The sequence below is a fragment of the uncultured Dubosiella sp. genome, assembly GCF_964018005.1.
GTDB lineage: Bacteria > Bacillota_I > Bacilli_A > Erysipelotrichales > Erysipelotrichaceae > Dubosiella > Dubosiella muris.
Genome location: NZ_CAXHOA010000001.1, coordinates 315,659 through 338,761 on the forward strand (window position 1 = coordinate 315,659; position 23,103 = coordinate 338,761).

Annotated in this window: 19 protein-coding genes, 1 tRNA gene and 1 other annotated feature; of the genes, 3 read left to right on the forward strand and 17 right to left on the reverse strand. The window is 51.0% G+C overall.

The window, feature by feature from the left end:
• The first annotated feature begins 15 nt into the window (after positions 1-15).
• A complete protein-coding gene (gene rpsT, locus ABNS49_RS01555) occupies positions 16-282 on the forward strand; it encodes a 30S ribosomal protein S20 (RefSeq protein ID WP_135979351.1) in 267 nt (88 codons plus the stop codon).
• An 85-nt stretch (positions 283-367) separates the two neighbouring features.
• Here rpsT and holA read toward each other — a convergent pair whose 3' ends face one another.
• The 16 genes from holA to pulA all read right to left on the reverse strand — a co-directional run bounded on the left by holA (position 368) and on the right by pulA (position 18,839).
• On the reverse strand, positions 368-1,300 hold the full coding sequence (gene holA / locus ABNS49_RS01560; protein WP_168353506.1) for a DNA polymerase III subunit delta: 933 nt from the start codon (positions 1,298-1,300) through the stop codon (positions 368-370).
• A gap of 31 nt (positions 1,301-1,331) precedes the next feature.
• Positions 1,332-3,221, reverse strand: coding sequence for an MBL fold metallo-hydrolase (locus ABNS49_RS01565; protein WP_135979353.1), 1,890 nt, complete (start codon positions 3,219-3,221; stop codon positions 1,332-1,334).
• Positions 3,218-3,700 carry a ComEA family DNA-binding protein gene (locus ABNS49_RS01570; protein WP_277820732.1) on the reverse strand — a complete coding sequence of 161 codons (483 nt, stop codon included), beginning with the start codon at positions 3,698-3,700 and terminating at the stop codon, positions 3,218-3,220. The genes ABNS49_RS01565 and ABNS49_RS01570 overlap by 4 nt, the downstream gene beginning before the upstream one ends.
• A 69-nt stretch (positions 3,701-3,769) precedes the next feature.
• Positions 3,770-4,249, reverse strand: a complete 480-nt coding sequence (gene greA / locus ABNS49_RS01575; protein ID WP_135979354.1) for a transcription elongation factor GreA — start codon at positions 4,247-4,249, stop codon at positions 3,770-3,772.
• Positions 4,250-4,297: 48 nt separating this feature from the next.
• Positions 4,298-5,395: an endolytic transglycosylase MltG gene (gene mltG / locus ABNS49_RS01580; RefSeq protein ID WP_135979355.1), complete on the reverse strand. Its 1,098-nt coding sequence runs from the start codon at positions 5,393-5,395 to the stop codon at positions 4,298-4,300.
• Positions 5,382-5,639, reverse strand: a complete 258-nt coding sequence (locus tag ABNS49_RS01585) for a DUF1292 domain-containing protein (protein ID WP_135979356.1) — start codon at positions 5,637-5,639, stop codon at positions 5,382-5,384. Before ABNS49_RS01585 ends, mltG begins: the two co-directional genes overlap by 14 nt.
• A 27-nt stretch (positions 5,640-5,666) precedes the next feature.
• Positions 5,667-6,092 (reverse strand): Holliday junction resolvase RuvX, encoded by a 426-nt coding sequence (gene ruvX, locus ABNS49_RS01590; RefSeq protein WP_135979357.1) that lies wholly within the window; start codon positions 6,090-6,092, stop codon positions 5,667-5,669.
• Entirely contained in the window at positions 6,092-6,343 is a 252-nt protein-coding gene (locus ABNS49_RS01595; RefSeq protein WP_016318699.1) for an IreB family regulatory phosphoprotein, read from the reverse strand. The genes ruvX and ABNS49_RS01595 overlap by 1 nt, the downstream gene beginning before the upstream one ends.
• A gap of 82 nt (positions 6,344-6,425) precedes the next feature.
• Positions 6,426-9,056 (reverse strand): alanine--tRNA ligase, encoded by a 2,631-nt coding sequence (gene alaS / locus ABNS49_RS01600; protein ID WP_135979358.1) that lies wholly within the window; start codon positions 9,054-9,056, stop codon positions 6,426-6,428.
• A gap of 37 nt (positions 9,057-9,093) precedes the next feature.
• Positions 9,094-9,289: a binding site (T-box leader), on the reverse strand.
• Between the two features lie 43 nt (positions 9,290-9,332).
• Positions 9,333-11,450: an ATP-dependent RecD-like DNA helicase gene (locus ABNS49_RS01605; protein WP_288343063.1), complete on the reverse strand. Its 2,118-nt coding sequence runs from the start codon at positions 11,448-11,450 to the stop codon at positions 9,333-9,335.
• Positions 11,443-12,606 carry a tRNA 2-thiouridine(34) synthase MnmA gene (gene mnmA, locus ABNS49_RS01610; protein WP_288343065.1) on the reverse strand — a complete coding sequence of 388 codons (1,164 nt, stop codon included), beginning with the start codon at positions 12,604-12,606 and terminating at the stop codon, positions 11,443-11,445. Before mnmA ends, ABNS49_RS01605 begins: the two co-directional genes overlap by 8 nt.
• 93 nt (positions 12,607-12,699) lie before the next feature.
• Positions 12,700-12,786: transfer RNA gene (locus ABNS49_RS01615), tRNA-Leu, on the reverse strand.
• Between the two features lie 59 nt (positions 12,787-12,845).
• Positions 12,846-13,976 (reverse strand): ATP cone domain-containing protein, encoded by a 1,131-nt coding sequence (locus ABNS49_RS01620; RefSeq protein WP_135979361.1) that lies wholly within the window; start codon positions 13,974-13,976, stop codon positions 12,846-12,848.
• A complete protein-coding gene (locus tag ABNS49_RS01625) occupies positions 13,973-15,115 on the reverse strand; it encodes a radical SAM protein (RefSeq protein ID WP_168353508.1) in 1,143 nt (380 codons plus the stop codon). Before ABNS49_RS01625 ends, ABNS49_RS01620 begins: the two co-directional genes overlap by 4 nt.
• A gap of 47 nt (positions 15,116-15,162) precedes the next feature.
• Positions 15,163-16,674, reverse strand: coding sequence for an IMP dehydrogenase (locus tag ABNS49_RS01630; RefSeq protein WP_135979363.1), 1,512 nt, complete (start codon positions 16,672-16,674; stop codon positions 15,163-15,165).
• Positions 16,675-16,736: 62 nt separating this feature from the next.
• Complete coding sequence (gene pulA / locus ABNS49_RS01635) at positions 16,737-18,839, reverse strand: type I pullulanase (protein WP_288343067.1); 2,103 nt, start codon at positions 18,837-18,839, stop codon at positions 16,737-16,739.
• Between the two features lie 100 nt (positions 18,840-18,939).
• On the opposite strand from pulA, the gene ABNS49_RS01640 reads away from it, so the two are divergent.
• Positions 18,940-20,319 carry a class II fumarate hydratase gene (locus tag ABNS49_RS01640; protein ID WP_289197596.1) on the forward strand — a complete coding sequence of 460 codons (1,380 nt, stop codon included), beginning with the start codon at positions 18,940-18,942 and terminating at the stop codon, positions 20,317-20,319.
• 59 nt (positions 20,320-20,378) lie between these two features.
• On the opposite strand, the gene cls is transcribed toward ABNS49_RS01640, so the two are convergent.
• Positions 20,379-21,785: a cardiolipin synthase gene (cls, locus tag ABNS49_RS01645; protein WP_277820734.1), complete on the reverse strand. Its 1,407-nt coding sequence runs from the start codon at positions 21,783-21,785 to the stop codon at positions 20,379-20,381.
• A 354-nt stretch (positions 21,786-22,139) separates the two neighbouring features.
• Between cls and ABNS49_RS01650 the strand changes: the two genes are divergently transcribed.
• Positions 22,140-23,036 (forward strand): FAD-dependent oxidoreductase, encoded by an 897-nt coding sequence (locus ABNS49_RS01650; protein WP_135979366.1) that lies wholly within the window; start codon positions 22,140-22,142, stop codon positions 23,034-23,036.
• Positions 23,037-23,103: the final 67 nt, after the last annotated feature.

The window sequence follows — 23,103 nt, forward strand, 5'->3', positions numbered from 1 at the left end:
AGGAGGTGTACAACCATGCCACAAATCAAATCACAAATGAAACGTGTGAAAACCAACAATAAAGCACACAAGTTGATCGTGTCGAAAAAATCGGCTTTGAAAACAGCGATCAAAAAAGTGCTTGCCGCCGTTGAAGCCAATGATAAAGAAGCCGCTGTGAAAGCTTTCGCAGACTGCACTTCGAAACTTGACAAAGCGGTCGCAAAAGGCGTTCATCATAAAAACTATGCGAACCGTCAAAAAGCACGTCTGGCAAAATTGATCAACTCGATCGAAGGTTAATTCCTGACGTGTTCCTGTACCGTTGCGATATCGTGGATATCGCTTTTTTTTTATTTTCAAAAAGCCGGAAAATCCAGTTCCCGGCTTATTTCATCATCAGCGAAAGCGCGAAGTTCTCAAATCCCTCGTCTTTGTCGATTTTTCCGCTTTTCATATTTTGGTCGAGATCGGCGAGTTTTTCCAGCCAGTCAAGCAACGCGTCGGGATCGAAACGGCTTGCCTTGCGCATCGAAAGCTGCACCCGGTACGGATGGGCTTTCAGCGTCTGGGCAATTTCCTCTTTTCCCAGCTGCCGGTCCATCAGCACGCGCACTTGAAACAAAAAGCGGATTTGCGAAGCGATTAGCGCGGTAATCGCCACAGTTTCCATATTTTGCGCGCGAAAATTCCGGTAATACGCCATCAAAAGCAAGCCGTTTTGATCAAACAAGGCATCTGTCATTTTAAACACGTCGTCGATCGGCTCGTTGACCATGAGCGCTTTGACGTCGGCAAGACCGACTTCCCCGGCGTAAATGGAAAGCTTCTCGATCTCGCTGCGAATGCGCAAGGCGTCCATCCCGATATGGCTCGTAAAATAGCGCAGCGCCTCCCCGTCCATTTTCAATCCGGCTTCTGTCATCGCCTCCCGAATGTAGCCGGGCTGGTTTTTTTGATCCAGACGAATGCAGGCGAAAACCTGCGCGCCTTGCGCCAGCGCCTTGACCGCTTTTTTCCGCTGGTCGATTTTCTCGCTCGGGACGCAAAACACGACAATCTCGTCGGTGTCCTTGCGTTTTACAAACGCGTCCAAATCGTACGTCGTGGTGTTTCGCGCGCTCAAAAACGTCGCGTTCTGGATCACGATCATCTTTTCCTCGTCAAAAATCGAATGCGAATCCATTTCTTCCAGCACGGCTTCCATCGGATCCTGCAACGCGTCGTACGTCGACACCGTTTCCATGTTGTGCTTTTTTTTCAACGCCGCCACTTTCATGCTCATGCGCGAAGCGTCGGTTCCATGCAGTATATAAATCATGGTTTCAGTATGCCTGAAATCGGCGCGCAAATCAACCGCGATCCAGCATCCCGATCTTTCCTTTCGCGCTTTCCACAAAACAAAAGCGTCCGAGCGAAAAAATATGGACCATTCCATCGTCTTTGGTCATGAGCGTGTCGATTTCCAAATTTCGCAAATTCTGAATGACCCGCGGATGCGGATGGCCGTACCGGTTGTTTTCACCAACCGAAATCAGGGCGAGTTGCGGATTGGTTTGCGCCAGAAAGGAAAAATCCGAGCTTGTTTGCGAGCCATGATGCCCCAGCTTCAAAACATCGACTTTTGACAAGTCGTATTGTTTTAGAAGCTGCCGCTCGATTTCGACGCCGGCGTCCCCCATCCACAAATAGTCGATGCCATCATACGAAAAGTAGCTCACGATGCTTTCGTCGTTTTCCTCCTGGACTTCACGCGCGGGCAGCAGCGAAACAAACGGATAGTCCACATCGACTCGCTCATCTCGACTCGTCACGATTTGCCGTACCGGTATTTGTTTTTGGAGTTCCTCCACGCCGCCGCTGTGATCGAAATCATTATGGGTCACGACCACCGCGTCCAGCTGTCGGATGCCTCGCGAACGCAAAAACGGCACGATCACGGTGGCTACGTTGTCCCGAAAGACGTTTTGTCCCGCGTCAATCAACACGGCGCTTTTTTGAAACGGCTCCACGAGCAGCGCGCAGTCGCCCTGCCCGATGTCGAGCATGTAAACATGGAAAAAGGGATCGAAAAACAAACTGGCCGCCAGCACGCCAAACGACAGCAAGCCGGTCCGAATCGTTTTTTTCCAAGACGCGCCCAACAGCACGCAAGCCAGAAAACAAAGCGCGCACGCAAGAAAGGGGATCGTCGAACGAATCGTCCACGTCAGCCACGTCTGGTCGGGCAGGCGCTTCAGCCACGCCAGCCACGGCCAGGAAACGGGCAGCAGCGAAGCGATCAAAAGCAAGGCATAGCCTTTTTTGAACACCCCCGTCAGCACGAGCGCGACCAAATCCAGCTGCGAAAAGAAGAGCACCTGCAAAAGGGCAAGCGCCAAAAGCTGAACCGCTTTTTGGTTTCGACCGCTCCATCCTTTTTGATGGATCCATGTCCAGAGAACGGGGACGACGAGCACAAGATCAAGCGCGCCGGCCGGCCGAAGCAGGACATAGCCAATCATGGGCCACGCGAAAGCCAGACGCCAGTCATCGGTATGCCATTTCGTCAGCTGGACAAGTGTAAGCCGAATCAAAGCCGGATGAAAAAAGAAAAAGATTCCATATCCGATCACGCCAAACGCCGTCAGCGGTCTGGACCAGCTTGAACCAAACCGGCGCCGCATCCATCGCTCTCCAAAACAAAAGAGCGTGACAAGCGGAAGACCAAGGGTGGCAAAAAACGACTCCTTCTCGGCGATGCCATACAACGCCCCCAGCAAAAACGGATCGTCCCGGGCTTGCAATGACCGGAAAATCCGAGCTTGTACCGAGTTGGAGGCGGCAATCAAAACCGGATCGCGCGCGTACAGTTCCACCCCTTGTTTGGCCATGTGCGCCTCAAAGGAAAAAAGGGAAAGATTATGAAGCGAATGAATCGGCTCAAGCGTCTGGACCGCGTAGCGGTCCCCATATGCCGCGTTTGGCACCTGGTAGAGAACGATTTTCGCTCGTCCGTTTCTTGCCAGAGCGTAATTCGCCTTGACTTCGTAGACGGTGTATTCGCCCGGCTTCGCTTCGGCGCTGGCGCACGAAAATCCGAGCCGAAGCAAAGCGAGTCCCAAAAACAAGGCGCTTGTCCACGTTTTCGGAAAGCGGAACGCGAAATACAAGCTGGCGAAGCCACAAAAAAACAAGCAGTAAAACGGGTCGAGCATCGCGGAAAGCCAGACGCCCAGTCCGACAAGCAGCCAGGCGTTCACAAGCAAATTTGCTCCTTGATTTTTTCAAACATCTTCTCGCCGATGCCTTTCACGTTTTGAATGTCCTCCAGCGCTTGAAAAGGCGTCTGCTCGCGGTACTCGATAATTCGCGCGGCGATGGCCGGACCGACGCCAGGCAGCGTCTGCAGCTGTTCGCTGCTCGCGGCGTTGATGGATACAAGCGCGGCCTGCGTTGGATCCGCCAGCGGGATCACGATCAAATCGTCGGGGCGCAGTTCGGCCATCAAGGCGACGCGGGAGAGATCGGCGTTTTCATGCAAGCCACCCGCTTCCTCAATCGCGTCTTCGACGGTCGCGCCCGTTGGCAGTTCGTATGTCCCTGGATTTTGGATTCCTCCTTTGATTTCAATGCGGACGTGGCGCGAGCCCGGTCGTTCCAGCCGGACCGGTTCATAGCGGCCGGCCAGCGCGTAGCTGAACATGAGCAGCAGCAAAAGGGTTAAAATTTTTTTCGTCATACCTTTATATACGACAAAAAAGGAGAAAACCGGACATTTTTTCTCCAATTTTCTCCATTTTTTCTTTTTTTACTTAATATCAATGATTTTTACATCGTATGGAACCGTCGCCTTGGCGATCGTAACCACGTCTCCCACCTTTTTATCGAGAATCGCCTGCACGACCGGGGACTCGTTCGAGATCTTGCCTTCGAATGGATCGGCTTCCGTCGTTCCGACAATGGTGTAGGTCGCGATCTCGTTGTCGCTTAAATCCTCAATCGTCACAACCGAACCAATGTGGATGACTTTTTGATGGCTCTCGTCATCGCTTTCCTCAATGATTTCCGCCTGTTTCAAAATGGCTTCGACTTCACGGATCCGCGCTTCGACCTGGGCCTGGTGTTCGCGGGCCGCGTCGTAGTCGGCGTTCTCGGACAAGTCACCTTGGGCGCGGGCTTCCTGCAGCTCGACGATGACTTGCGGACGAACGTTATGGACGAGGTTTTCCAGTTCTTTGACTAGATCGTCATACCCTTCCTGCGTAACATAAAATTTTTCGCTTGGCATGTTTTTCACTCCTTAACAATACTTCCAATTATAGCAACCTTCCCATTGTTATTCAATGACGAGATGAAGCTCCTCCATCAGTTTTTGATGGTCCTCATAATTTGATGAATAGTACACTTGTCCCGGATTCGTCTTCACGTTGTAAATGTCGGCGACAAAAAACAAGTAGTCGTTTTTGTTCGGTTCAAGCGCCGCGACGATCGCGTCCTTGCCGGGATTGAGTATCGGTCCGGCCGGGAGCCCTTCGATCTGGTACGTGTTGTATGGCGAGTCAATATCGTATTGCGTCTCGCAGTCTTCCGGCGAATCAAACTGGTCGTACAGCGCGTAGCATACGGTCACGCTTGATTCCAGCTTCATATTTTGATCGAGCCGATTGTGGAACACGCCGGAAATTTCTTTCATGTCCTGCGTCGAGCCGGATTCGAACTGGATGACGCTTGCCAGCGTCACGATGTCCTCGACATCCATGCCGCTTTGCGCGAATTGCGTCTTGTATTGGTCGTACACGGCTTTGAATTGATCCAAAAACATCCGTGTCACTTCATCAAGCGTCGCGTCGCGTTCGATGAAGTATGTTTCCGGAAACAAATAGCCTTCCAGCTTCACCTTCAAATCCGGATTGGAAAGCGCGGCCGGATCCAAGAACGGATACGACTTGGCGAGCGTTTTGATATACGCCTCGTCGTTCCACAGCTTCAGGATTTGCTTTTCGGTAAATGGCAGCTGCTTGGACAAGTTCGCCGCGATTTCCTTGGCCCACTGTCCTTCCGGGATCGTAAAGCGGATCGACTGATCCATGATGTTCTCGGGATTGGCCAAGTACGCGAGCACCTGCTCGGTGCTCATGTTGTCGTTTAACAAAAACACGCCCGCGTAATGGGTGTTGTGATGGGTCAGTTTGGCGTACAAGGAGGCGACATTCGCGTTTTTAATGATTCCCTGCTTTTCCAAATTGGCCAAGACCGACGGAAAGCTCTCGCCTTCCGCCACTTCAAATTCCACTTCCTTATTTCCATTTCCCGCCGGCTGCAAGCTAACATAGCCGTACGCGGCCAGTCCGCCCGCGATTACGAGCAAAAACAGCGCGACGACCAGAAGCAGCCTTCCAAAATGGAACGTTCGCTTTCTTTTAGGCTTCGGCATTCTCTTCGTCCTCGACAAACGTGTTGATCACTTCCTCGACCATGTCCCATTCCTCTTCGGACTCGATCGGGATCAGTTGTCCCTGGTCGTCGTAGCGGGAAGCGAAGACCTCGCCATCGTCCGCGCCCGCCCGCTGGAACACGACGTATTGTGTCCCGTCCGGGGCGTCGAACGTGAAAAGAATCGTCATTTTCACTTCGTTTCCATTTTCATCGGTTACATATAAACTGTTTGAATCCAACATCTTTTTTCCTCCTGAAAAAAACGGGGCTTAAAATCCCCCGTTTTGTCGATCTAAATAACTTTGCAGAATCTGCACCGCCGCCATCTGGTCGATTACCTTCTTCCGCTTCTTTCTTGAAACGTCCCCTTGAATAAGCAATCGCTCCGCGCTGACGGTCGTCAAACGCTCGTCCCACAAATCCACCTTGATTCCATGGGCTTCCAGCTGTTTTGCGAAGTCGATCGAAATCTGGCCCCGAATGCCGATATCGCCATTCATGTGTTTGGGCAGACCAAGCACGACTTCCTTGACTTTTTGTTCCTGAAGGATCGTGAGCACTTCATCCAGACATGTGTCATAATCATCCGATTCGAACCGAACGGTTGTCAGAGCTCTGGCAATCAATCCCAGGGCGTCGCTGATCGCGATCCCGCACGTTTTGCTGCCGAGATCCAATCCTATAATCTTCTGCATTATTTTTCCAAATACGCGCGAACGAGTTCCTCGATAATCTCGTATCGTTCGATACGCTGGATGAGATTCCGAGCATTTTTATGGGATGAAATGTAAGCCGGATCGTTGCTGATCAAGTACCCGGCAATTTGGTTTTCGGAGTTGTATCCCCTCTCCTCCAATGCCTGACTCACTTCACGAAGAATCGTCTTGATGTTTTCACGACGGATCTCTTCGGTCGTAAACGTCATCGTCGCTGTTACGTCTCTCATTCTCATCACACTCCTAACATATAAAACATTGTACCTTAACCGCTAAAAAATGAAAAGCGATTTCATTCTTGTTTCCTTGAAACTACGCGATGGACGGCACATACGAGCGCACGAGTTCAATGGCCTCGTCCACCTTCGAAGCGTCCTTGCCGCCAGCCTGCGCCAGATCCGGCTTGCCGCCGCCGTTGCCGCCGCATACGTTGGCCGCCATTTTGACGATTTGGCCCGCGTTGGCCCCTTTGGCTACCGCGTCCTTGCCCGCGCCGGCAACAAATACGACTTTTTTGTCATCGGCCGCGATCAGCAGCACAAGCAATCCAGAGTCTTTAGCTTTGAGGTTGGCGACAATGTCCTTCATCGCCTTGCCATCCATGCCTTGCACTTTTTTGATGAGCAAGTCGAAGGCACCCGCTTTGACTTTTTCCTGGATCCACTCGTTTGCGCGCAAAGCGAAAATCTTGTTGTTGAGCTGGTCGAGCTCTTTTTGCAGCGCCTTGGCGTTTTGCAGCTGCTGCGCCACTTTTTCCTCGATATCCTTGATACCTTTTTGCTTCATCGCGGCCGCGATCGTATCGAGCTGCCCGTGTTCATGCGCGAAATCCTCGTACGCCGCGTACCCCGTCTTCGCCGTGATCCGGCGCGAATCGGAACCGATGCTTTCCTCGCCTACGATTTTGCACACCCCGATATTCGCCGTGTTGTCCACGTGGCATCCGGCGCAAAACTCTTTCGACACGTCGCCCATCGTCACGACGCGCACTTTGCTGCCGTACTTCTCGTTAAACAACGCGGTCGCGCCCGATTGACGGGCTTCTTCGATATCCATAATTTCCTTTGTGACCGGATAGGCGCCGGCGATGTACTCGTTGACGATTCGTTCGACTTCCGCCAGCTGATCGGGCGTCAGCTTTTCAAAATGATGGAAGTCAAACCGCAAATAATCCGGGCCGACAAAGCTTCCGGCTTGCTGAATGTGATCGCCCAGCACTTTTTTAAGCGCGCTTTGCAGCAAATGGGTGCAAGAGTGGTTCGCCGTCGTGCGGGCGCGCTTGGCTGCGTCCACGCTTTGATGCACCAAGTCGCCAAGTCGAAGCACGCCTTCCTTGACGTGGACTTTCACAAGGTTTTGCGCGTTGCGCGTCTTTTGCACATCCACCACTTCAGCCAGCACTCCATCGCCCGACACCGTTCCGGCGTCGGCGACTTGTCCGCCGCTTTCCGCGTAAAAGCAAGTCCGGTCGAAAATGACGTCGCCTTCGCCTTCGATTGCGTCCACCATTTCGCCCTCTTTGAACAAGGCGATGACTTTGCCCTCGCATGTCAGCTCGTCGTAGCCGACAAACTCGCTTGGAGTCGTGAAGTTCATGAGCGCCTCGTTTTGCGAAGCGAAGGAATCTTTGGCGTTGCGGGCGGCGCGGGCGCGGTCTTTTTGCGCCTGCATTTGCTCGTCGAATTGCTCGCGGACGATTTTCAAGCCGTGCTCTTCGGCGATTTCCTGCGTCAATTCAAACGGGAACCCGTACGTGTCGTACAGTTTGAATACGACTTCGCCCGAAAGTGTGCCGTCTTTGGCGTTGGCGATTTCCTCGTCCAGCAGCGCCTGGCCGTTTTTCAACGTCTTCTTGAACGTTTCCTCTTCGTTTTTGATCAGCTTCTCGTTCATGGCGGTGTGCTCGGACAAATACGGATAATAGTCTTTCATCACTTCGTTGACAACCGGCACGAGCTTGTACAAAAACGGCTCGTCGATTCCAAGCTTCAAGCCATAGCGGGCCGCCCGGCGCAGGACGCGGCGCAGCACGTACCCGCGACCACTGTTCGAGAAGTTCGCTCCGTCGCTTAAAGCGAACACAATGGTTCGAATGTGGTCAGCGATGACACGGTACGCCATCTTGTACTCGCCCTGGTATGGATCGTTCGCGATTTCTTCGGTCGCGTGGATGATTGGCAAAAACAAATCGGTGTCGAAGTTCGTTTCGCCATCCTGGATCAAAGCGACAAGCCGCTCGAGTCCCATACCGGTATCAATGTTTTTTTGCGGCAGCTCTTTGTAGTCCTTGCGGTCAAGCGCCGGATCGCAGTCGAATTGCGAGAACACGACGTTCCAAACCTCGATGTAGCGGTCGTTTTCCAGCTCTTCGAAAAACAGACGCTCTCCCAATCCTTCCGGATCGTATTTTTCGCCACGATCGAAGAAGATTTCCGAATCCGGGCCGCCCGGTCCCTTGCCGATTTCCCAGAAGTTGTCGTCTGTTTTCAAAATGTGGGAAGGATCCACGTGGCACACCTCGGTCCAGATGCGGTACGCGTCCTCGTCATCGGTATACACGGAAACATACAGCCGGTCCTTGTCGATTCCCATCCATTGCTCGCCGGTTAAAAAGTTCCAGGCAAACGGAATGGCTTCCTCTTTGAAATAGTCGCCAATCGAAAAGTTGCCAAGCATCTCGAAAAAAGTATGGTGCCGGGCCGTGCGGCCGACGTTTTCGATGTCGTTGGTCCGAATGCTTTTCTGGGCGTTGGCGATGCGGTTGCAGCGCGGCTTCTCGGATCCGTCAAAATACTTTTTCAGCGCCGCGACGCCGGCGTTGATCCACAACAGCGTCGGATCGTTGTTCGGGATCAAGCTCGCTCCCGGCTCGATCATATGTCCTTGCTCGGAAAAATAATCGAGAAACTTTTGTCGTACTTCGTTTCCTGTTAGTTGTTTCATTCCTAATCTCCTTTTTCAATAAAAAAACGTCCCTATTGCTAGGAACGTAATGATTACGCGGTACCATCCTGCTTCATTTTTCGATTTCGAAAAACGCACTCGTCTGCCGATAACGCGGGCTCGCGGTCCAACTCCAAAGCAGCTTCCCCCACGGCTTTCTCGAGGTTTCCACCAGCCACCTCGTCTCTATCAAGAAAAATCCATAGGCTACTTGTCTTTTTCATGGTCAAACTAAGGATATGGTATCAGGATTTTTGCGATTTGGCAAATCCATTTTTACTTCATCGCCTCCTGGATCCGCTGCTGAAGAGTCGTCATTCGAATATGGCTTTGCTTGCGGCGCACCCTCTGGCCAAAAAGCGCCGGATCCCCGACGACGAACAACTCCTTTTTCGCCCGGGAAACGGCGGTGTAAAGCAGACGCTTGTTGAGCATGTGGGCGGTTTGGGGCTCCACGACACAATACACCCGGTCGTATTCGCTGCCTTGCGCCTTGTGGACGCTAATGCAGTAGGCATGCGACAAATAGTAGAGGAAATCTTTCGAGAAATCGACGATTTGACTGCCGAAATCCACCGTGATGATGCCATCGTGAATCTCGCAAATGTAGCCGATATCGCCATTGTACACGTCGTCTTCGGGCAGATTTTTCAAAAGCATCACTTTGTCGTCTTCCCGAAACCATACCGTTCCGGCTTTCACCTGCCGCTTTTTCCCGTCGTTTGGATTGATCATCGCCTGCATCGTGGCGTTGATGGCGTCGATGCCAACCTTTCCTTTATACATGGGCGCGATGATTTGCAGCGACATTCGCTCCTGCTCGTCGTATTGCGCGATGGCTTTCTTTAGCGTTTCCAGAATTTGACCTTGCCCGCGCTCGATAAAATTCGCTCCATCCGCAAACGCGAGCGGCTGCTCGTCCCGGATCAAACGGGCGAGCTGGGCGATTCCCGAGCCGCTGGACTGCCGAAAGATCTTTTCCAAATGGACAATCGGGTAAATGCCGCTTTCAATCAAATCGTTGAACACCTTTCCCGGTCCCACGCTTTCCAACTGGTCCTCGTCGCCAATCAGCAAGATCCGGCAATACGGCGGCAGCGCCCGCAGCAGCGCCGCGAACAAATGGGTGTCCACCATCGAAAACTCGTCCACGATCAAAATGTCGACATCCAGCGGATCGTTTTCGTCCTTTCCAAACTGGTTGTCATCCAGGTTCCACTTCAAAAGCGAGTGAATCGTTTTGGAGTCGTTGTCGGAAAGCTGGGAGAGGCGCTTGCTCGCCCGCCCGGTCGGGGCGCAAAGCTGGATCACAGCGTCTGGATACACCATGCGCGCGATTTGCAGGATGCCTTTGACGGTCGTCGTTTTTCCGGTTCCCGGCCCTCCGTTCAAAATCGTAGCGGAGTGTTCAAAAAAAGCGTGGATGGCTTGTTTTTGAATGGCGTCGTATTCGATGTTGAGCATAAACTCGACTTGCTCGATTTTCTCGTCGATGTCTTGCGCCGCGACAGGCTCGACATCAAACCAGTGCGTCCGCAGCCCCTTGGCGATCAAGATCTCGTCTTCGTACAACGAAAACGGATAAATCTTTTCTTGTTCCGCCTGCAAGTTCTGCCGGCCAATCAAGTTGGCCAGCGCCTGCTCGAACGCCTCTTTTTGAACCGACTGAAACCGTTCCTGCACAATCGGATACGGAATGTACGTATTGCCCGAACGCATCGCCATTTGCCGGCACTCCTCGTAAATCATCGCTTCCAGACGCCGCAAATCATCGGCTGGCAGCTCGATGGCGTCCGCCAGCCGGCACGCTCCCTTGTAGCCGAAGCCATAAATTTCGTAAAGCGGCCGAAACGGGTCTTCCTCGATCGTTTTGAGCGCGTCGTCTTCGTACGTGTTTTCCAGCAGCGTGATTTGCCGGTTTGTCAATCCGTATTCAAGCAGCTTGATGTAGTTGTCGTTAAAACCGGTAAACTGGCAAATTCCATCGGTGATGATGTCGATTTTCTTTTGCGGAAACCGGGGAACCTGCTGCAGCACTTGCGGGTTTTGACGAATTTGTTCCAGACAATCCTCCCCCAGCGTGTCGTAAATCGTTTCAGCGCTTTTTTTGCCGATTGTCGGAAACGTGTCGGACGACAAAAAATGAACGACTGCCTCTTTGCGGGTTGGCAAAACGAGTTTGGCCCGGTCAATTCGAAACTGCGTCCCGTAGCGCGGATGCTCGACGTATTCGCCTTCCAGCTCGTACTCGCCCTCCTCTTTTGGATCGACGAGGCGGCCAGCGCCGGTGAATTCATGGTAGTCTTCGGTTTCTTCAAAGGAGGCGACGACGTAGTGGTTTTCCTTGTTTTCAAAAATGACAAAATCCAGCCGCGCCTTCACGACCTCACGCATGCGCCATCCTCCGGGCGCCGGTTTGAATGATTTGCTCGTTTAAATCTTTTCCGTTTCGATATACAAAGTCGATGACGCCGCCCCCCAGGCATTTTTGCCCGTCATACAGCACGGCTTCCTGCCCGCATGTCACGCCGGCAATCGTTTGCGGATAGCGCAGCCGCACTGTCGTTTCGTCGATCCATTCCAGTTCAACGTCCTGGTCCGGCTGACGGTAGCGGAACTTGCAAGTCAGGCGCTTGGGCACCTCGGCGTGGTCTTTCACGATCCAGTTCATTCCGCTGACAACGGCTTCATCGGAGTCGAGCCATTGTTTTCTTGTGTGGTGGCAAACATAGAGCACGTTTTTATGGACATCTTTTCCAATGACGAACCACGGGCCTTTATCGCGCGTGATATTCAATCCTTTGCGCTGCCCGATCGTATAATACAACACGCCGATGTGCTCGCCGAGCGTCTTTCCGGTATCCACGTCGACGATGCGTCCCGGCTTGCTTGGCAGGTAATTCGTTAAAAAATCCCGGAAATTTCGCTCGCCAATAAAACAAATACCGGTGCTGTCCTTTTTTGTCATGACAGATTCCAAATCGAGCTCCTTGGCGATGCGCCGCACTTCCGGCTTGTCGATGCCACCCAAAGGAAAAATCGTTTTCGCGATGGCGCTTTCCGGCACTTGGCACAAAAAATACGTTTGATCTTTGTTCGTGTCGTGGGCGCGCGTCAAATACGTGTAGCCGTCGATTCGCACGTTGGACGCGTAATGTCCGGTGGCGACCGCGTCGAATCCGTTTTTCATCGCGTAGTCGAAAAACGCGTCAAACTTAATGTATTTGTTGCATAAAATATCCGGATTCGGCGTGCGTCCGCGTTCGTATTCCTTCAAAAACGTCACGAATACCTGATCCCAGTACTCCTGGATGAAATCAACGCGCCGCAGCGGCAGGCCAAGATGGTCGGCGACCGCTTTGGCATCCAGATAGTCCTGCTCTTGCGGGCATACGCCTTCCATGATCGTCGGATTGCCAAGAATGTCATTGTTGGCAAAGCTGTCCCAGTTGCGCATAAAACAGCAGGTCACGTCGTATCCCTGCTCTTTGAGTAAATAAGCGGCGATAGCCGAGTCAACGCCACCGCTTAAGCCGAGTAAAACTTTCACACTCACACCTCCATCAACCATTGCGCTTTTTTCTTTCACCTGGCGCAAAAAAGTGAAAGAAAAAAACGAACCTTTCGGTTCGTTATAGACAAATGGTGCCCAGGACCGGACTCGAACCGGTACGGTATCGCTACCGGTGGATTTTGAGTCCACTGCGTCTACCAATTTCACCACCCGGGCATTTCCTTGACTGCCCATTTATAATAGCAAACCTTTTTCCAAAAAGCAACACCTGTTTTTCAAAAATCCGAAACAATTTGAATATCCGCGATAAACGGATACGTTTCGCGCAGCGACTGGCACAAATTGCGCGCCGCCCCGGAATCGACGGGCTCCACAAAACGAAGCCGATACTCGACACGGTCGAACAGCGTTCCAACGCCCGCAAGCGCCTCTTGCTCCAGCTCAAAAAGCGCTTCGTCCCCTGAAATCGTTCGTTTTCGGGTCCAAATGTAGCCCGACGTCTTTTCAAATGTCCGAATCGAATCGCCCACGACGCAGATCTCCCCTTCCATTGTCTTCATAAAGCCCTCGCACGGGTAAAAGCCGGCTTCATCCAGCCGCTCCATCACTTGCCGCCGCACATCGAGCGCGCGTTGCGCCAAACCGAGCGTTTCCGGCTGCAAATCCACGACATCCACTTTGCCAAAGCATCCGCGCGCCGGCGCGACGTTTTGAAAGCGGACGCGTGTTTCATCAAACCGCTGGCGAATGCGCGTGATTTGATCTGGCGTAAGAATCGTTTCAAACTGGCTCACCACGACGTGTTCGGCCAGATTCTCCACAATTTGGTGGAGCGCCACGACTACCATGTCATAGTGTTGTTTTGGCTTTTCGAATTGCGAAAGATCGAGCGTCACCGTTTGGGCAAGCATGGAATCCAAGGGTTCGACGATCATTTTCCCTTCCCGGATCGCGTCCCGGATTTCCTGGTCAAACATTTCCTCCAGCCAAAAATGGCGGAGCATTTGTCTGGCGACGTACTGGTTCATTCCTTGATTGGAAAAGCCGGCTCCTGTGGCGGCCGAAGACAAATACGAGGCGATCAGCGAAGTGTGCCGGTCGAGATGTTCCGTAAGTTTGCGCACGTTTTCCCGCTGTTTCCGGTAGAGAATGTACGCTTTGGACACTTCGGTAAAGCCCGACTCGGACAGCACTTTTTCCACACTGTCCTGAATTTGCTCGACGCCAATGCGGTTTCCGTCCTTTTTCGCATCGAAATCGGCGGTGACCCGGAGCGCGAGCAGCTCGATAACGGACTCGTCCCATTCTTTATGAAGCGACCCAAACGCTTTTTTTATGACGTTGACGATTTTCCCGATTTGAAAATCGACGAGATTGCCATCTCTTTTTTCGACGATATATTTCATTGTGCTCCTCTTTCTATGGCCAGGGTTTTCACAAGAGGCCCCACCGTCTGCTCCAAGGCGTCAATTTCCGCTTTCGAAAAGCCGTGAAGCCCTTCCTCGATCGCGTTCGCGCCGGGTTCGTAGTTGCGCCACACCCAATGCCCGTCGTGGCCAACGATGGAAGCCATCTCCTTTAAAACATCCTCGTTGTGAAATTCGCGGATCAATGTCGTGGCGAAGCGGTGGGACACATTGGCTTGGCGCAAAGCGTCCAGCGTTTTTTTGATTTCCGAGGTGTCGATGTCATGAATGCCTGTCGCTTCCGAATAGCCGGACCACGCGCTTTTCAAGTCGATTTCCACTTCATCCAGAAGACCGTTTTCAGCCCAGCGCGCGACCGGCTCGGGATACATGCCGTTCGTTTTGATTTTTACGGCGTACTTTTCCGCTTTTAAAAATTGAAGAAACGATTCCAGCTCTGGATGTAGCCCGACTTCGCCGCCTTCGATCGCCACGGCGCGAAGATGCGTTTTGTGGTGCGTCAAGTATGTTTTGACTTCTTCGGAATGAATGACCTTTTGTCCTTCTTTTAAAAAAACGAGATGCTTTTTTTGGCAGCCCGGACAGCGCAAGTTGCACCCGCCGATTTCCAAAACGGAACAGGGGTGCGCGCCAAATCCGCGCAAAGACAGCTTTTTCCATCCATAAAAGCGCAAGCCTTCCGGCTCGAGCTTGGCGTATTCGTTGGCCCGCTCGCACATGGAGCCGTAAACGGCTTCGAACGAGCGCATCGTGTCGTCGTCGATATTTTGAATGATGTGATTCCACCAGTCGATCCGGATTTTGTAAATTTGCGCGATGATGCGTTTCGCCTTGTACGTCGTATACAAGTGCTTCACCCGCTTGTCGCTGGCGGATGGACGCACTTCCACATAATCGAGCGCTTCCAGTTTTTTTATGTTTTTCGTTACGGTGCCTTTGTCGTAGCTTCCCTTTTCCACGATGTTTTGCATCGTGATGCCTTCCTGCTCGAAAATGAAAAGCAGGATCGGCAGCTGGGCGTAAGTCAAGTGAAAAGGCTCCAGTTTTCGGTCGTAATACTTTTGGGTGCTGCGGTACAGAATGCTGATATCCATTAAAAGGTCTTCATGGTTGTTCATACTCATATTTTACACAAAAAAAAGAAGGTGAAAACCTTCTTTCGCGTTTATTGGACTTTTGCGTCAATGTTCTCATCGCGGACAACGACGTCGTGCGCCCCGCCTTCCACGATACTCGTGGAGGAAACGAGCGTCACTTTCGCATCGCGCTGCAATTCCTCGATTGTCAGACAGCCGCAGTTGCACATCGTATGCTTGATTTTGGAAATCGTCAGTCCGACATTATCGCGCAGGCTGCCCGCGTAAGGAACGTAGGAATCGACGCCTTCGACAAACGACATTTTATTTTCGCCGCCGACATCGTAACGCTGCCAGTTTCTCGCCCGGGCCGAGCCTTCGCCCCAGTATTCTTTCATGTAGTTCCCATTGATGCTGACCCGTTTGTTCGGCGCCTCTTTGAAACGGGCGAAATAACGTCCAAGCATCACAAAATCCGCGCCAAACGCCAACGCCAGCGTAATATGGTAGTCATGCACGATACCGCCATCGGAGCATACCGGAATGTACACGCCCGTATTGCGGTAGTATTCGTCACGCGCCTGCGCCACGTCCAGCGTCGCCGTGGCCTGACCGCGGCCAATGCCTTTTTGTTCGCGCGTAATACAAATCGATCCTCCGCCAATGCCGACTTTTACGAAATCCGCGCCGGCCTCGGCCAAAAAGCGGAATCCGTCGCCGTCGACCACGTTGCCGGCACCGACCTTTACCGTGTCGCCATAGTGCTTGCGGATCCATTGAATCGTTTCCGCCTGCCAGCACGAGTAGCCTTCGGAGGAGTCGATGACCAAAATGTCGACACCGGCTTCCACCAGAGCCGGCACACGCTCGGCGTAGTCGCGCGTATTGATTCCGGCGCCCACGACGTAGCGCTTGTTGTCATCCAGCAGCTCGTTTGGATTTTCCTTGTGCGAGTCGTAGTCTTTCCGGAACACGATGGATTTCAAATGCTGTTCCTCGTCGACGATTGGAAGCTGGTTGAGCTTGTGATCCCAAATGATATCGTTGGCTTCCGAAAGCGAGATGCCGTCCATACCAACGATCAGTTTCTCGTACGGGGTCATAAACTCCTTGACTTTTGTGTTTTTATCCATTCTCGATTCGCGAAAATCGCGGGAAGTGATCAAGCCGACGAGTTTACCGTCCCGCTTGCCCGTATCGGTGACCGCCATCGTCGAGTGGCCTGTTCTTTCACGAAGATTTAAAACATCCGCCAGCGTGGATTCCGGGGAAAGGTTGGAGTCGCTGCCGACAAATCCCGCTTTGCTGGATTTTACATTGCGCACCATTTCGGCTTGCGATTCGATTGGCTGGCTGCCGAAAATAAAACTGACGCCGCCTTCGCGCGCCAGCGCGCAAGCCATTTCCTCGCCGCTGACCGACTGCATAACCGCGGACACCATAGGGATGTTTAAAGAAAGCGCGGGTTCCTCCCCTTTTCGAAACTTTACAAGTGGGGTTTTCAAGGATACGCGATCCGGCGTGCAGTCCGGTCCCGTGTAACCTGGAACGAGTAAATATTCGCTGAATGTTCGTGATGGTTCTTTAAAAAACTTTGCCATGTTTTCCTCCAAAATTCTTTTTATCAATTATATGCTTTTCAAATCAGAAATCAAGCTTGTTCTTAATTATTGAAATGGTATACGACCACGCTGTACGGCGCGATTTGCAGGTTGGTCGCGTACTTCTCGTTGCATTGCCCGTTGTCAAACAAAACCTCGCCCCCTTGATGGACCACGTACTGAAAATGCTGGCTGGTCGGGTTGAAAAAAACGATATTGGCGTCGCTGCCGCAGCTCGTCTTGTAAACGAGAACTTGATTGTCGATCGTTTCAAAATGGACGTTGTTTGAAATTTGCTCGCTCGTTGTCAGCCGGAACGCCGGATGCTGGCGGCGCAGCTGGATGAGCGTTTTTGTCGCCTCCACGATTGGCATGTGCCGGTTGCGGCGTTCGTAATCCATTTGATTGACATTATCCGGGTGGTTGTACGTGTTGCCCTGGTTGTGCTTTGTCCGCCCGAATTCCTGCCCCGCGTGCAAAAACGGAATGCCCTGGGCGAGCAGGACCATCGCGTTGGCCAAAACCTGCCGCTTTTCCCGCAGCTCCCGTCCTTCGCCATGGCAGGCGACGCGGTTTTTATCCCAAAGCGTGTGGTTGTCGTGACATTCGACAAAATTGACGACTTTTTGCGGCGAGTTAAAAACAAAATCCTGGCAGCTTCCCGCCATCACGGCTTGGGCTTCCGCGATTTTATCCAAATTGCCGCTGGCGTAGCCTTTTTGCACAAGATCGCCGTTGGAACCGCGAATCGTTTCCCGAAACCGGTCGGAAAAATGGCCGACATGCGGCATTTGGTTTTGATTTTGCTGGGCGGCACGCAAATTTTCCGGCAAAAAGCTTGGCATGTTCCAGCCCTCGCCATAGATCATGAAGCCTGGTTTGATTCGCCGGCACTCCTCGCTGAGTTCGTTCATAAAATTCAAATCGAGAATGCCCATTAAGTCAAAGCGGAAGCCGTCGATGTCGTAAAGCGAAATGATTTTCCGGCATGTGTTGATAAAATAGCGTTTTGACATGATGGGCTGGGTGTCGATGTCGTTGCCGCAAAAGCTGCCGTTGGAAAATTCGCCGTTTTGGTTCATTAAAAAATAGTAATTCGGAACGAGCGTGTCGAGGGCGAACCGCTCTTTTTCATACACGTGGTTGAACACGACGTCCAAATTCACTTTCATTCCATTTTCGTGGCAGCGATGCACAAGCTCGGCCAGCTCGCGAACCCGGGACAACGGATCTTCGGGATCGAGCGCGTAGCTGCCTTCGGGCACGCGGAACTGGACCGGATCGTAGCCCCAGTTGTAGTAGCGGTCCGGGTAATCCTCGTCCACGCTGCCAAAATCAAAGACAGGCATGAGCTGCACGTGGGTGATGCCAAGCGATTTCAAATAAGAAAAACCGACATCTTTCGCTTTGGTCGTTTCGTTTTCCTCGATGAATCCCGCAAATGTTTTTGGATGCTCCACCCCGATGCCGGACTGGCTTGTCATGTCGCGGACATTGGCTTCGTAAATAATGGCGTCCGTGTTGTACTGAAGCGGCTCCATTTCGACTTTTTCCGGCAAACGCATGCGCTCCGGGTCGATGATGATACTGTTTCTCCCGTTCGCGTTCGAAAACAGCGAATACGGGTCGATGCATTCTTTCCATTCCCCCTCGCGCCGGACTAAAAACGAATACGCCTTCCCGTGATGGTCGCCTGCCAGTTCAAACTCAAACAAGCCGTAAGGGCGTTTCGTCATTTCGTACCGCTGCTTTTCCTTCCCGTCGTCGAGGCACAGCAGGATGCGCCGCGTCGTGGGCGCCCATAGTCGAAACGTCGTTTTTTCCTTGGTGTACTCCACGCCGAGGTCGTCGCGGATGTTCGTAAACTGTCTGGAAAACCGCTCTGTTTTGACGATGTGCGAATATTTAGCCGGCGTGGTTTTACAATGCTCGTCATAGACGTTGTATTCCTCGCCGACTTCTAATTCTTCATTGATTGATAATTTATAATAGGTATATCCGTTGTAAAGATCGGATCGTTGCTGTATGGACAAAGGGACGATCCTCCCTTGTGAATCTTTTAGGTGAAACGAAGAGCTTTTCCCCTCAAAAAAATTTTTGGACATATACACGTTGATTGTCGAGTAATCGTCGATATATGCCTCGTATGGTTCTTTCATCCTCATGATTTAAGGCTCCTTCCCATTTTAACTATTTTACCATGGGTCTTTCCTTGTGCGTAGGGGAAATGTTAAAATAGTTTTTAGAGTGTAAGGAGAGAAGGTAATGGAAAAAGTACGAATCGAAACCGATGTATTGGGGGAAATCGCCATTCCTGCCGATAAGTATTGGAAATCGCAAACGCAGCGCAGTTTGGAAAATTTTCGTATTGGAACGGAAAAAATGCCCAAAGGCATCATCCGCAGCTTTATGATTTTGAAAAAGGCGTGCGCGCAAGCCAATTTGGCGTTTGGAAAAATCAGCGAAAAGCAGGCTGACGCCATCGTCCATGTATGCGACGAGGTGCTGGCGGGCCAGTGGATGGATCAGTTTCCGCTCAGCGTGTGGCAAACTGGTTCAGGCACGCAAACGAACATGAATGTCAACGAAGTGATCACGATGCTTGGCAACGCCTATGCCGGTGAGCAGATTTTGAGCGCGAACGACGTGGTGAACTGTTCCCAATCGTCCAACGACACGTTCCCGGCCGCCTTGCATATTTTATGCGCTCTGGAAGTGCATGAGCGCCTGCTTCCCGCTCTGGATCGAATGATTGCCCAGTTCTCTGTTTTGGAAAAGGAGAACGCCGGAATCATCAAGATCGGGCGCACCCATTTGCAGGATGCGACCCCTCTTTATTTTTCACAGGAATTAAGCGGCTACCGTTCGATGCTTGAACATAGCCGCCAGCAAATTCTCGCCGCTTTGCCGTTCATTTACGAGCTGGCGTGCGGGGCGACCGCCGTTGGTTCGGGCATTAATTGCCCGGTTGGGTTTGATTTGGATGTGACAGGACGCATTAGCGCCAGCACGGGGCTGCCTTTCGTTCCGGATCCAAACAAGTTTCACGCTTTGACCAGCAAAGACGCCTGCGCGTTTCTTTCCGGAGGATTAAAAGCCCTGGCCGCCAACTTGATGAAAATCGCAAACGACATCCGCCTGCTGGCAAGCGGTCCTCGCTGCAATATCCACGAAATCGACATTCCGGCCAACGAGCCCGGATCTTCGATTATGCCCGGCAAAGTCAATCCGACGCAATGCGAATCCATGACGATGGTTTGCGTGCAAGTCATGGGCAACGACGCCACCGTCGGTTTCGCCGCCAGCCAGGGCCAGTTCGAGCTGAACGTTTTCATGCCGGTTATCGCCTACAATTTGGATCAAAGCATTCGGCTGCTGTCGGATTCGATGAATTCGTTTTGCACGCACTGTCTTTCGGGATTGAAGGCAAATGAGGAAAAAATGCGTGAATACGTCGCCAACTCACTCATGCTGGTCACTTGTTTGAACCCTGTCATCGGTTATAAAAAAGCAGCTCAAGCCGCCCAGTACGCGCATCAAAACGACATTAGTTTAAAAGAAGCGATCACAACGCTGGGTTATTTGAGCGAAGAAGAATTCGACCGCTATGTCGACGCGAAAAAGATGATTCATACGGAATTGTAAGGAGCGAATCGCTCCTTTTTTCTTCCTTTTGGGCACAAAAAAAATGCCGATTGGCATTTTTACATGAGTGGAGAAAAGATCCTTAAAATATTGCGGTAATAGCGCACGAGCGGATTGACGTTTCGACACTCTTCATAGGTCACTGGATGCGAATCTTTAAAAATTTGCTCCAGGTCTTTTTTTATCGCCGGCAGACATTCGGTTTTGTACAGCCAGATTCCGCATTCATAATTTGTGTAATAAGAGCGGAAATCCATATTGACCGTTCCGACCAAAGCGCTCTGCCCGTCGCTGAGACATACTTTTCCATGAATAAATCCCGGTGTGTATTCATAAATCTTGACCCCTTTTTTAATTAAGTACTCGTAATTGCTTTTGGTCACTTCGTAAACGAGTTTTTTATCCGGAATGCCTGGAACGACGATGCGAACATCCACACCGTTGTTGACCGCCAGCACAAGCGCGTCGATCATTTCGGCGTCAAGGACCAAATACGGTGTCGTGATCCAAAAATAGTCGACCGCCCCATTCAACATATTCAAATGCATATTCTTTCCCGGATTGGCGTCGTCTGTTGGCGAATCCGAAAACGGAATAATGTATCCTTTGCCATGGATCTTCTCAAACGCCTGATCCGGAAGGAGAAAGTCGTCATATTGCGAATTTTCATGGGACTGGTAATTCCATATTTGTAAAAAGGAAATCGTAAACATTTCCACGCCTTTTCCTTCGATCATGATTCCCATGTCTTTCCAGTATCCAAAGCGCTCTTTCGTGTTGATGTACTCGTCCGCGATATTGATCCCGCCCGTATACGCCTTGAAGCCGTCGATAATGATCATTTTGCGATGATCCCGGTTGTTCATTTGAACCGCGAGCTGCGGACGAATCTTGTTAAAGGAATACGTTCGAATTCCCTGTGCGTTCAACCACGTCTCGTAATCCTCTTTTAAATGCGTGATCGTGCCGAAATCATCATAAATCAAACGCACATCCAGCCCTTCGTTGACTTTTTCCAGCAGCACGGCGAGAATCTCGTCCCACATATTTCCTTGATCCAAAATGAACGTTTCGATAAAAATGAATTTCTTTGCCGATTTCAACGCGTCCATAATGGATTTGTACATCACTTCCCCGCTTTCGAAGTATTTTGTCTTGCAGTCTTCGTACACTGGAAAATATCCATTCGACCAGGCCATGGAAATCATCTTGTCCAGCGTGTAGTCTTCTCCGTTTGTCTTTTCGAGCGTTTTGATGTTTTGCAAGGCGTAGCGTTTGTAATCCGAATACGCCTGTCGGTCTTTGCTCATTAAAACTTTCGGAATTTTTCGTCCGCCAAACAGCAAATACGTGATCCCGCCAAAAACCGGAACGGATAATATCAAAAAGACCCAAAGCAGCTTTGAACTGGAATCCGACTCGCGGTTGCATACATGGATCGCGATAATCGTACTGAGCACAAGCATGAAAAAATAAAAAAACTGAAACCTTGTTGAAAAATACGTTATGATGAAGATAATGGCAATTATCTGCAACAAAAGCGATGTCACGATATAAAACGCTTTTGATTTTAATAGCTTTAAAATTTTTCTCATAAACACCTCGGAGCGATTATAACACAAAACAAGAATCGGGGTTCTTAACAATTTATGAAACCGACTCTGCCTCACCCTCCTCCTTTCTTTTATTTTTTTTATCATAGCGAAACTCTATTTTTTTTCAAAGCATAAACACCTTTCCATTTCTATTTTTCCTTAGCATATGCTGTGCATCCAGACGCGAAAAGCGTCATAATAATAAGGTATAAGGAGGCTATAACAATGTATGATATGATTGTGATCGGCGGCGGGCCTGCTGGTGTCGCCGCGGCGATTTATGGAAAAAGCCGGGGCAAAAATGTTCTCGTTTTGGAAAAAAACAAAGTGGGCGGCTTAATTGGCTCGGTTTCCACGGTAACACATTATCCCGGCATTGTGGAAGAAGAAACCGGAGCGACATTCGCTGCTCGATTAAAAAAACAGGCAGAGTCCTCTGGCATTCCGTTCCAATATGAAGAAGTTACGCAAGTCGATTTGGAAAAATCGCCCAAAACGATCCAAACAAACAAAAACACCTATGAAGCAAAAGCCGTCGTGATCGCCAATGGCGGATCAGGCCGAATGCTTGGAATTCCTGGCGAAACGTTAAAAGGAATGCGTTTGAACGCGCCAAGAGATGGCGAAGCGTACAAAGGCAAAAACGTCTATGTGATTGGCGGTGCCGATGGCGCGGTCAAAGAAGCGTTGTACTTATCCAAACTCGCAAAGGAAGTCATGCTTGTTTGCGTGGAGGATGAACTGGCATGTATTCCTGAATTTAAAGAAAAGGCGCTGCATACGCCCAATTTAAAAATCATGCCGCATTCCAGCTTAGTGGAAGTGCTAGGCGACGGAAAAGTGGAGGAACTCGTCTTCCAGGATAACCAGACTAACGAGAAAACCCACGTAAAAGACGATCAGGCCGGCGTGTTTGTTTATGCCGGAATCGTTCCAAACACGAATGTGTTTCCACAGCTTGACAAAGACGAAGCAGGCTACATTGTAACCGACGAGCAAATGGAAACATCCATTCCGAATGTATTTGCGGCTGGCGACATTCGTTCCAAAAAAATTCGCCAAGTCGCGACCGCGGCGGCCGATGGCGCCATTGCTGGCATTCAAGCGGCTTCGCGCATTTAAAAAAAGAAAACGCAGCGTAAGAAATTTTTGGTTCTTACGCCGCGTTTTTGTTTGCCAAATAAAAAAA

Bases quoted from the DNA above. Each gene is read 5' to 3' on its own strand.
- rpsT (WP_135979351.1), top strand. From the start codon at position 16: ATGCCACAAATCAAATCACAAATGAAACGTGTGAAAACCAACAATAAA.
- holA (WP_168353506.1), bottom strand. From the start codon at position 1,300: ATGATTTATATACTGCATGGAACCGACGCTTCGCGCATGAGCATGAAA.
- ABNS49_RS01570 (WP_277820732.1), bottom strand. From the start codon at position 3,700: ATGACGAAAAAAATTTTAACCCTTTTGCTGCTGCTCATGTTCAGCTAC.
- greA (WP_135979354.1), bottom strand. From the start codon at position 4,249: ATGCCAAGCGAAAAATTTTATGTTACGCAGGAAGGGTATGACGATCTA.
- mltG (WP_135979355.1), bottom strand. From the start codon at position 5,395: ATGCCGAAGCCTAAAAGAAAGCGAACGTTCCATTTTGGAAGGCTGCTT.
- ABNS49_RS01585 (WP_135979356.1), bottom strand. From the start codon at position 5,639: ATGTTGGATTCAAACAGTTTATATGTAACCGATGAAAATGGAAACGAA.
- ruvX (WP_135979357.1), bottom strand. From the start codon at position 6,092: ATGCAGAAGATTATAGGATTGGATCTCGGCAGCAAAACGTGCGGGATC.
- ABNS49_RS01595 (WP_016318699.1), bottom strand. From the start codon at position 6,343: ATGAGAGACGTAACAGCGACGATGACGTTTACGACCGAAGAGATCCGT.
- alaS (WP_135979358.1), bottom strand. From the start codon at position 9,056: ATGAAACAACTAACAGGAAACGAAGTACGACAAAAGTTTCTCGATTAT.
- ABNS49_RS01605 (WP_288343063.1), bottom strand. From the start codon at position 11,450: ATGCGTGAGGTCGTGAAGGCGCGGCTGGATTTTGTCATTTTTGAAAAC.
- ABNS49_RS01620 (WP_135979361.1), bottom strand. From the start codon at position 13,976: ATGAAATATATCGTCGAAAAAAGAGATGGCAATCTCGTCGATTTTCAA.
- ABNS49_RS01625 (WP_168353508.1), bottom strand. From the start codon at position 15,115: ATGAACAACCATGAAGACCTTTTAATGGATATCAGCATTCTGTACCGC.
- ABNS49_RS01630 (WP_135979363.1), bottom strand. From the start codon at position 16,674: ATGGCAAAGTTTTTTAAAGAACCATCACGAACATTCAGCGAATATTTA.
- pulA (WP_288343067.1), bottom strand. From the start codon at position 18,839: ATGAGGATGAAAGAACCATACGAGGCATATATCGACGATTACTCGACA.
- ABNS49_RS01640 (WP_289197596.1), top strand. From the start codon at position 18,940: ATGGAAAAAGTACGAATCGAAACCGATGTATTGGGGGAAATCGCCATT.
- cls (WP_277820734.1), bottom strand. From the start codon at position 21,785: ATGCTTGTGCTCAGTACGATTATCGCGATCCATGTATGCAACCGCGAG.
- ABNS49_RS01650 (WP_135979366.1), top strand. From the start codon at position 22,140: ATGTATGATATGATTGTGATCGGCGGCGGGCCTGCTGGTGTCGCCGCG.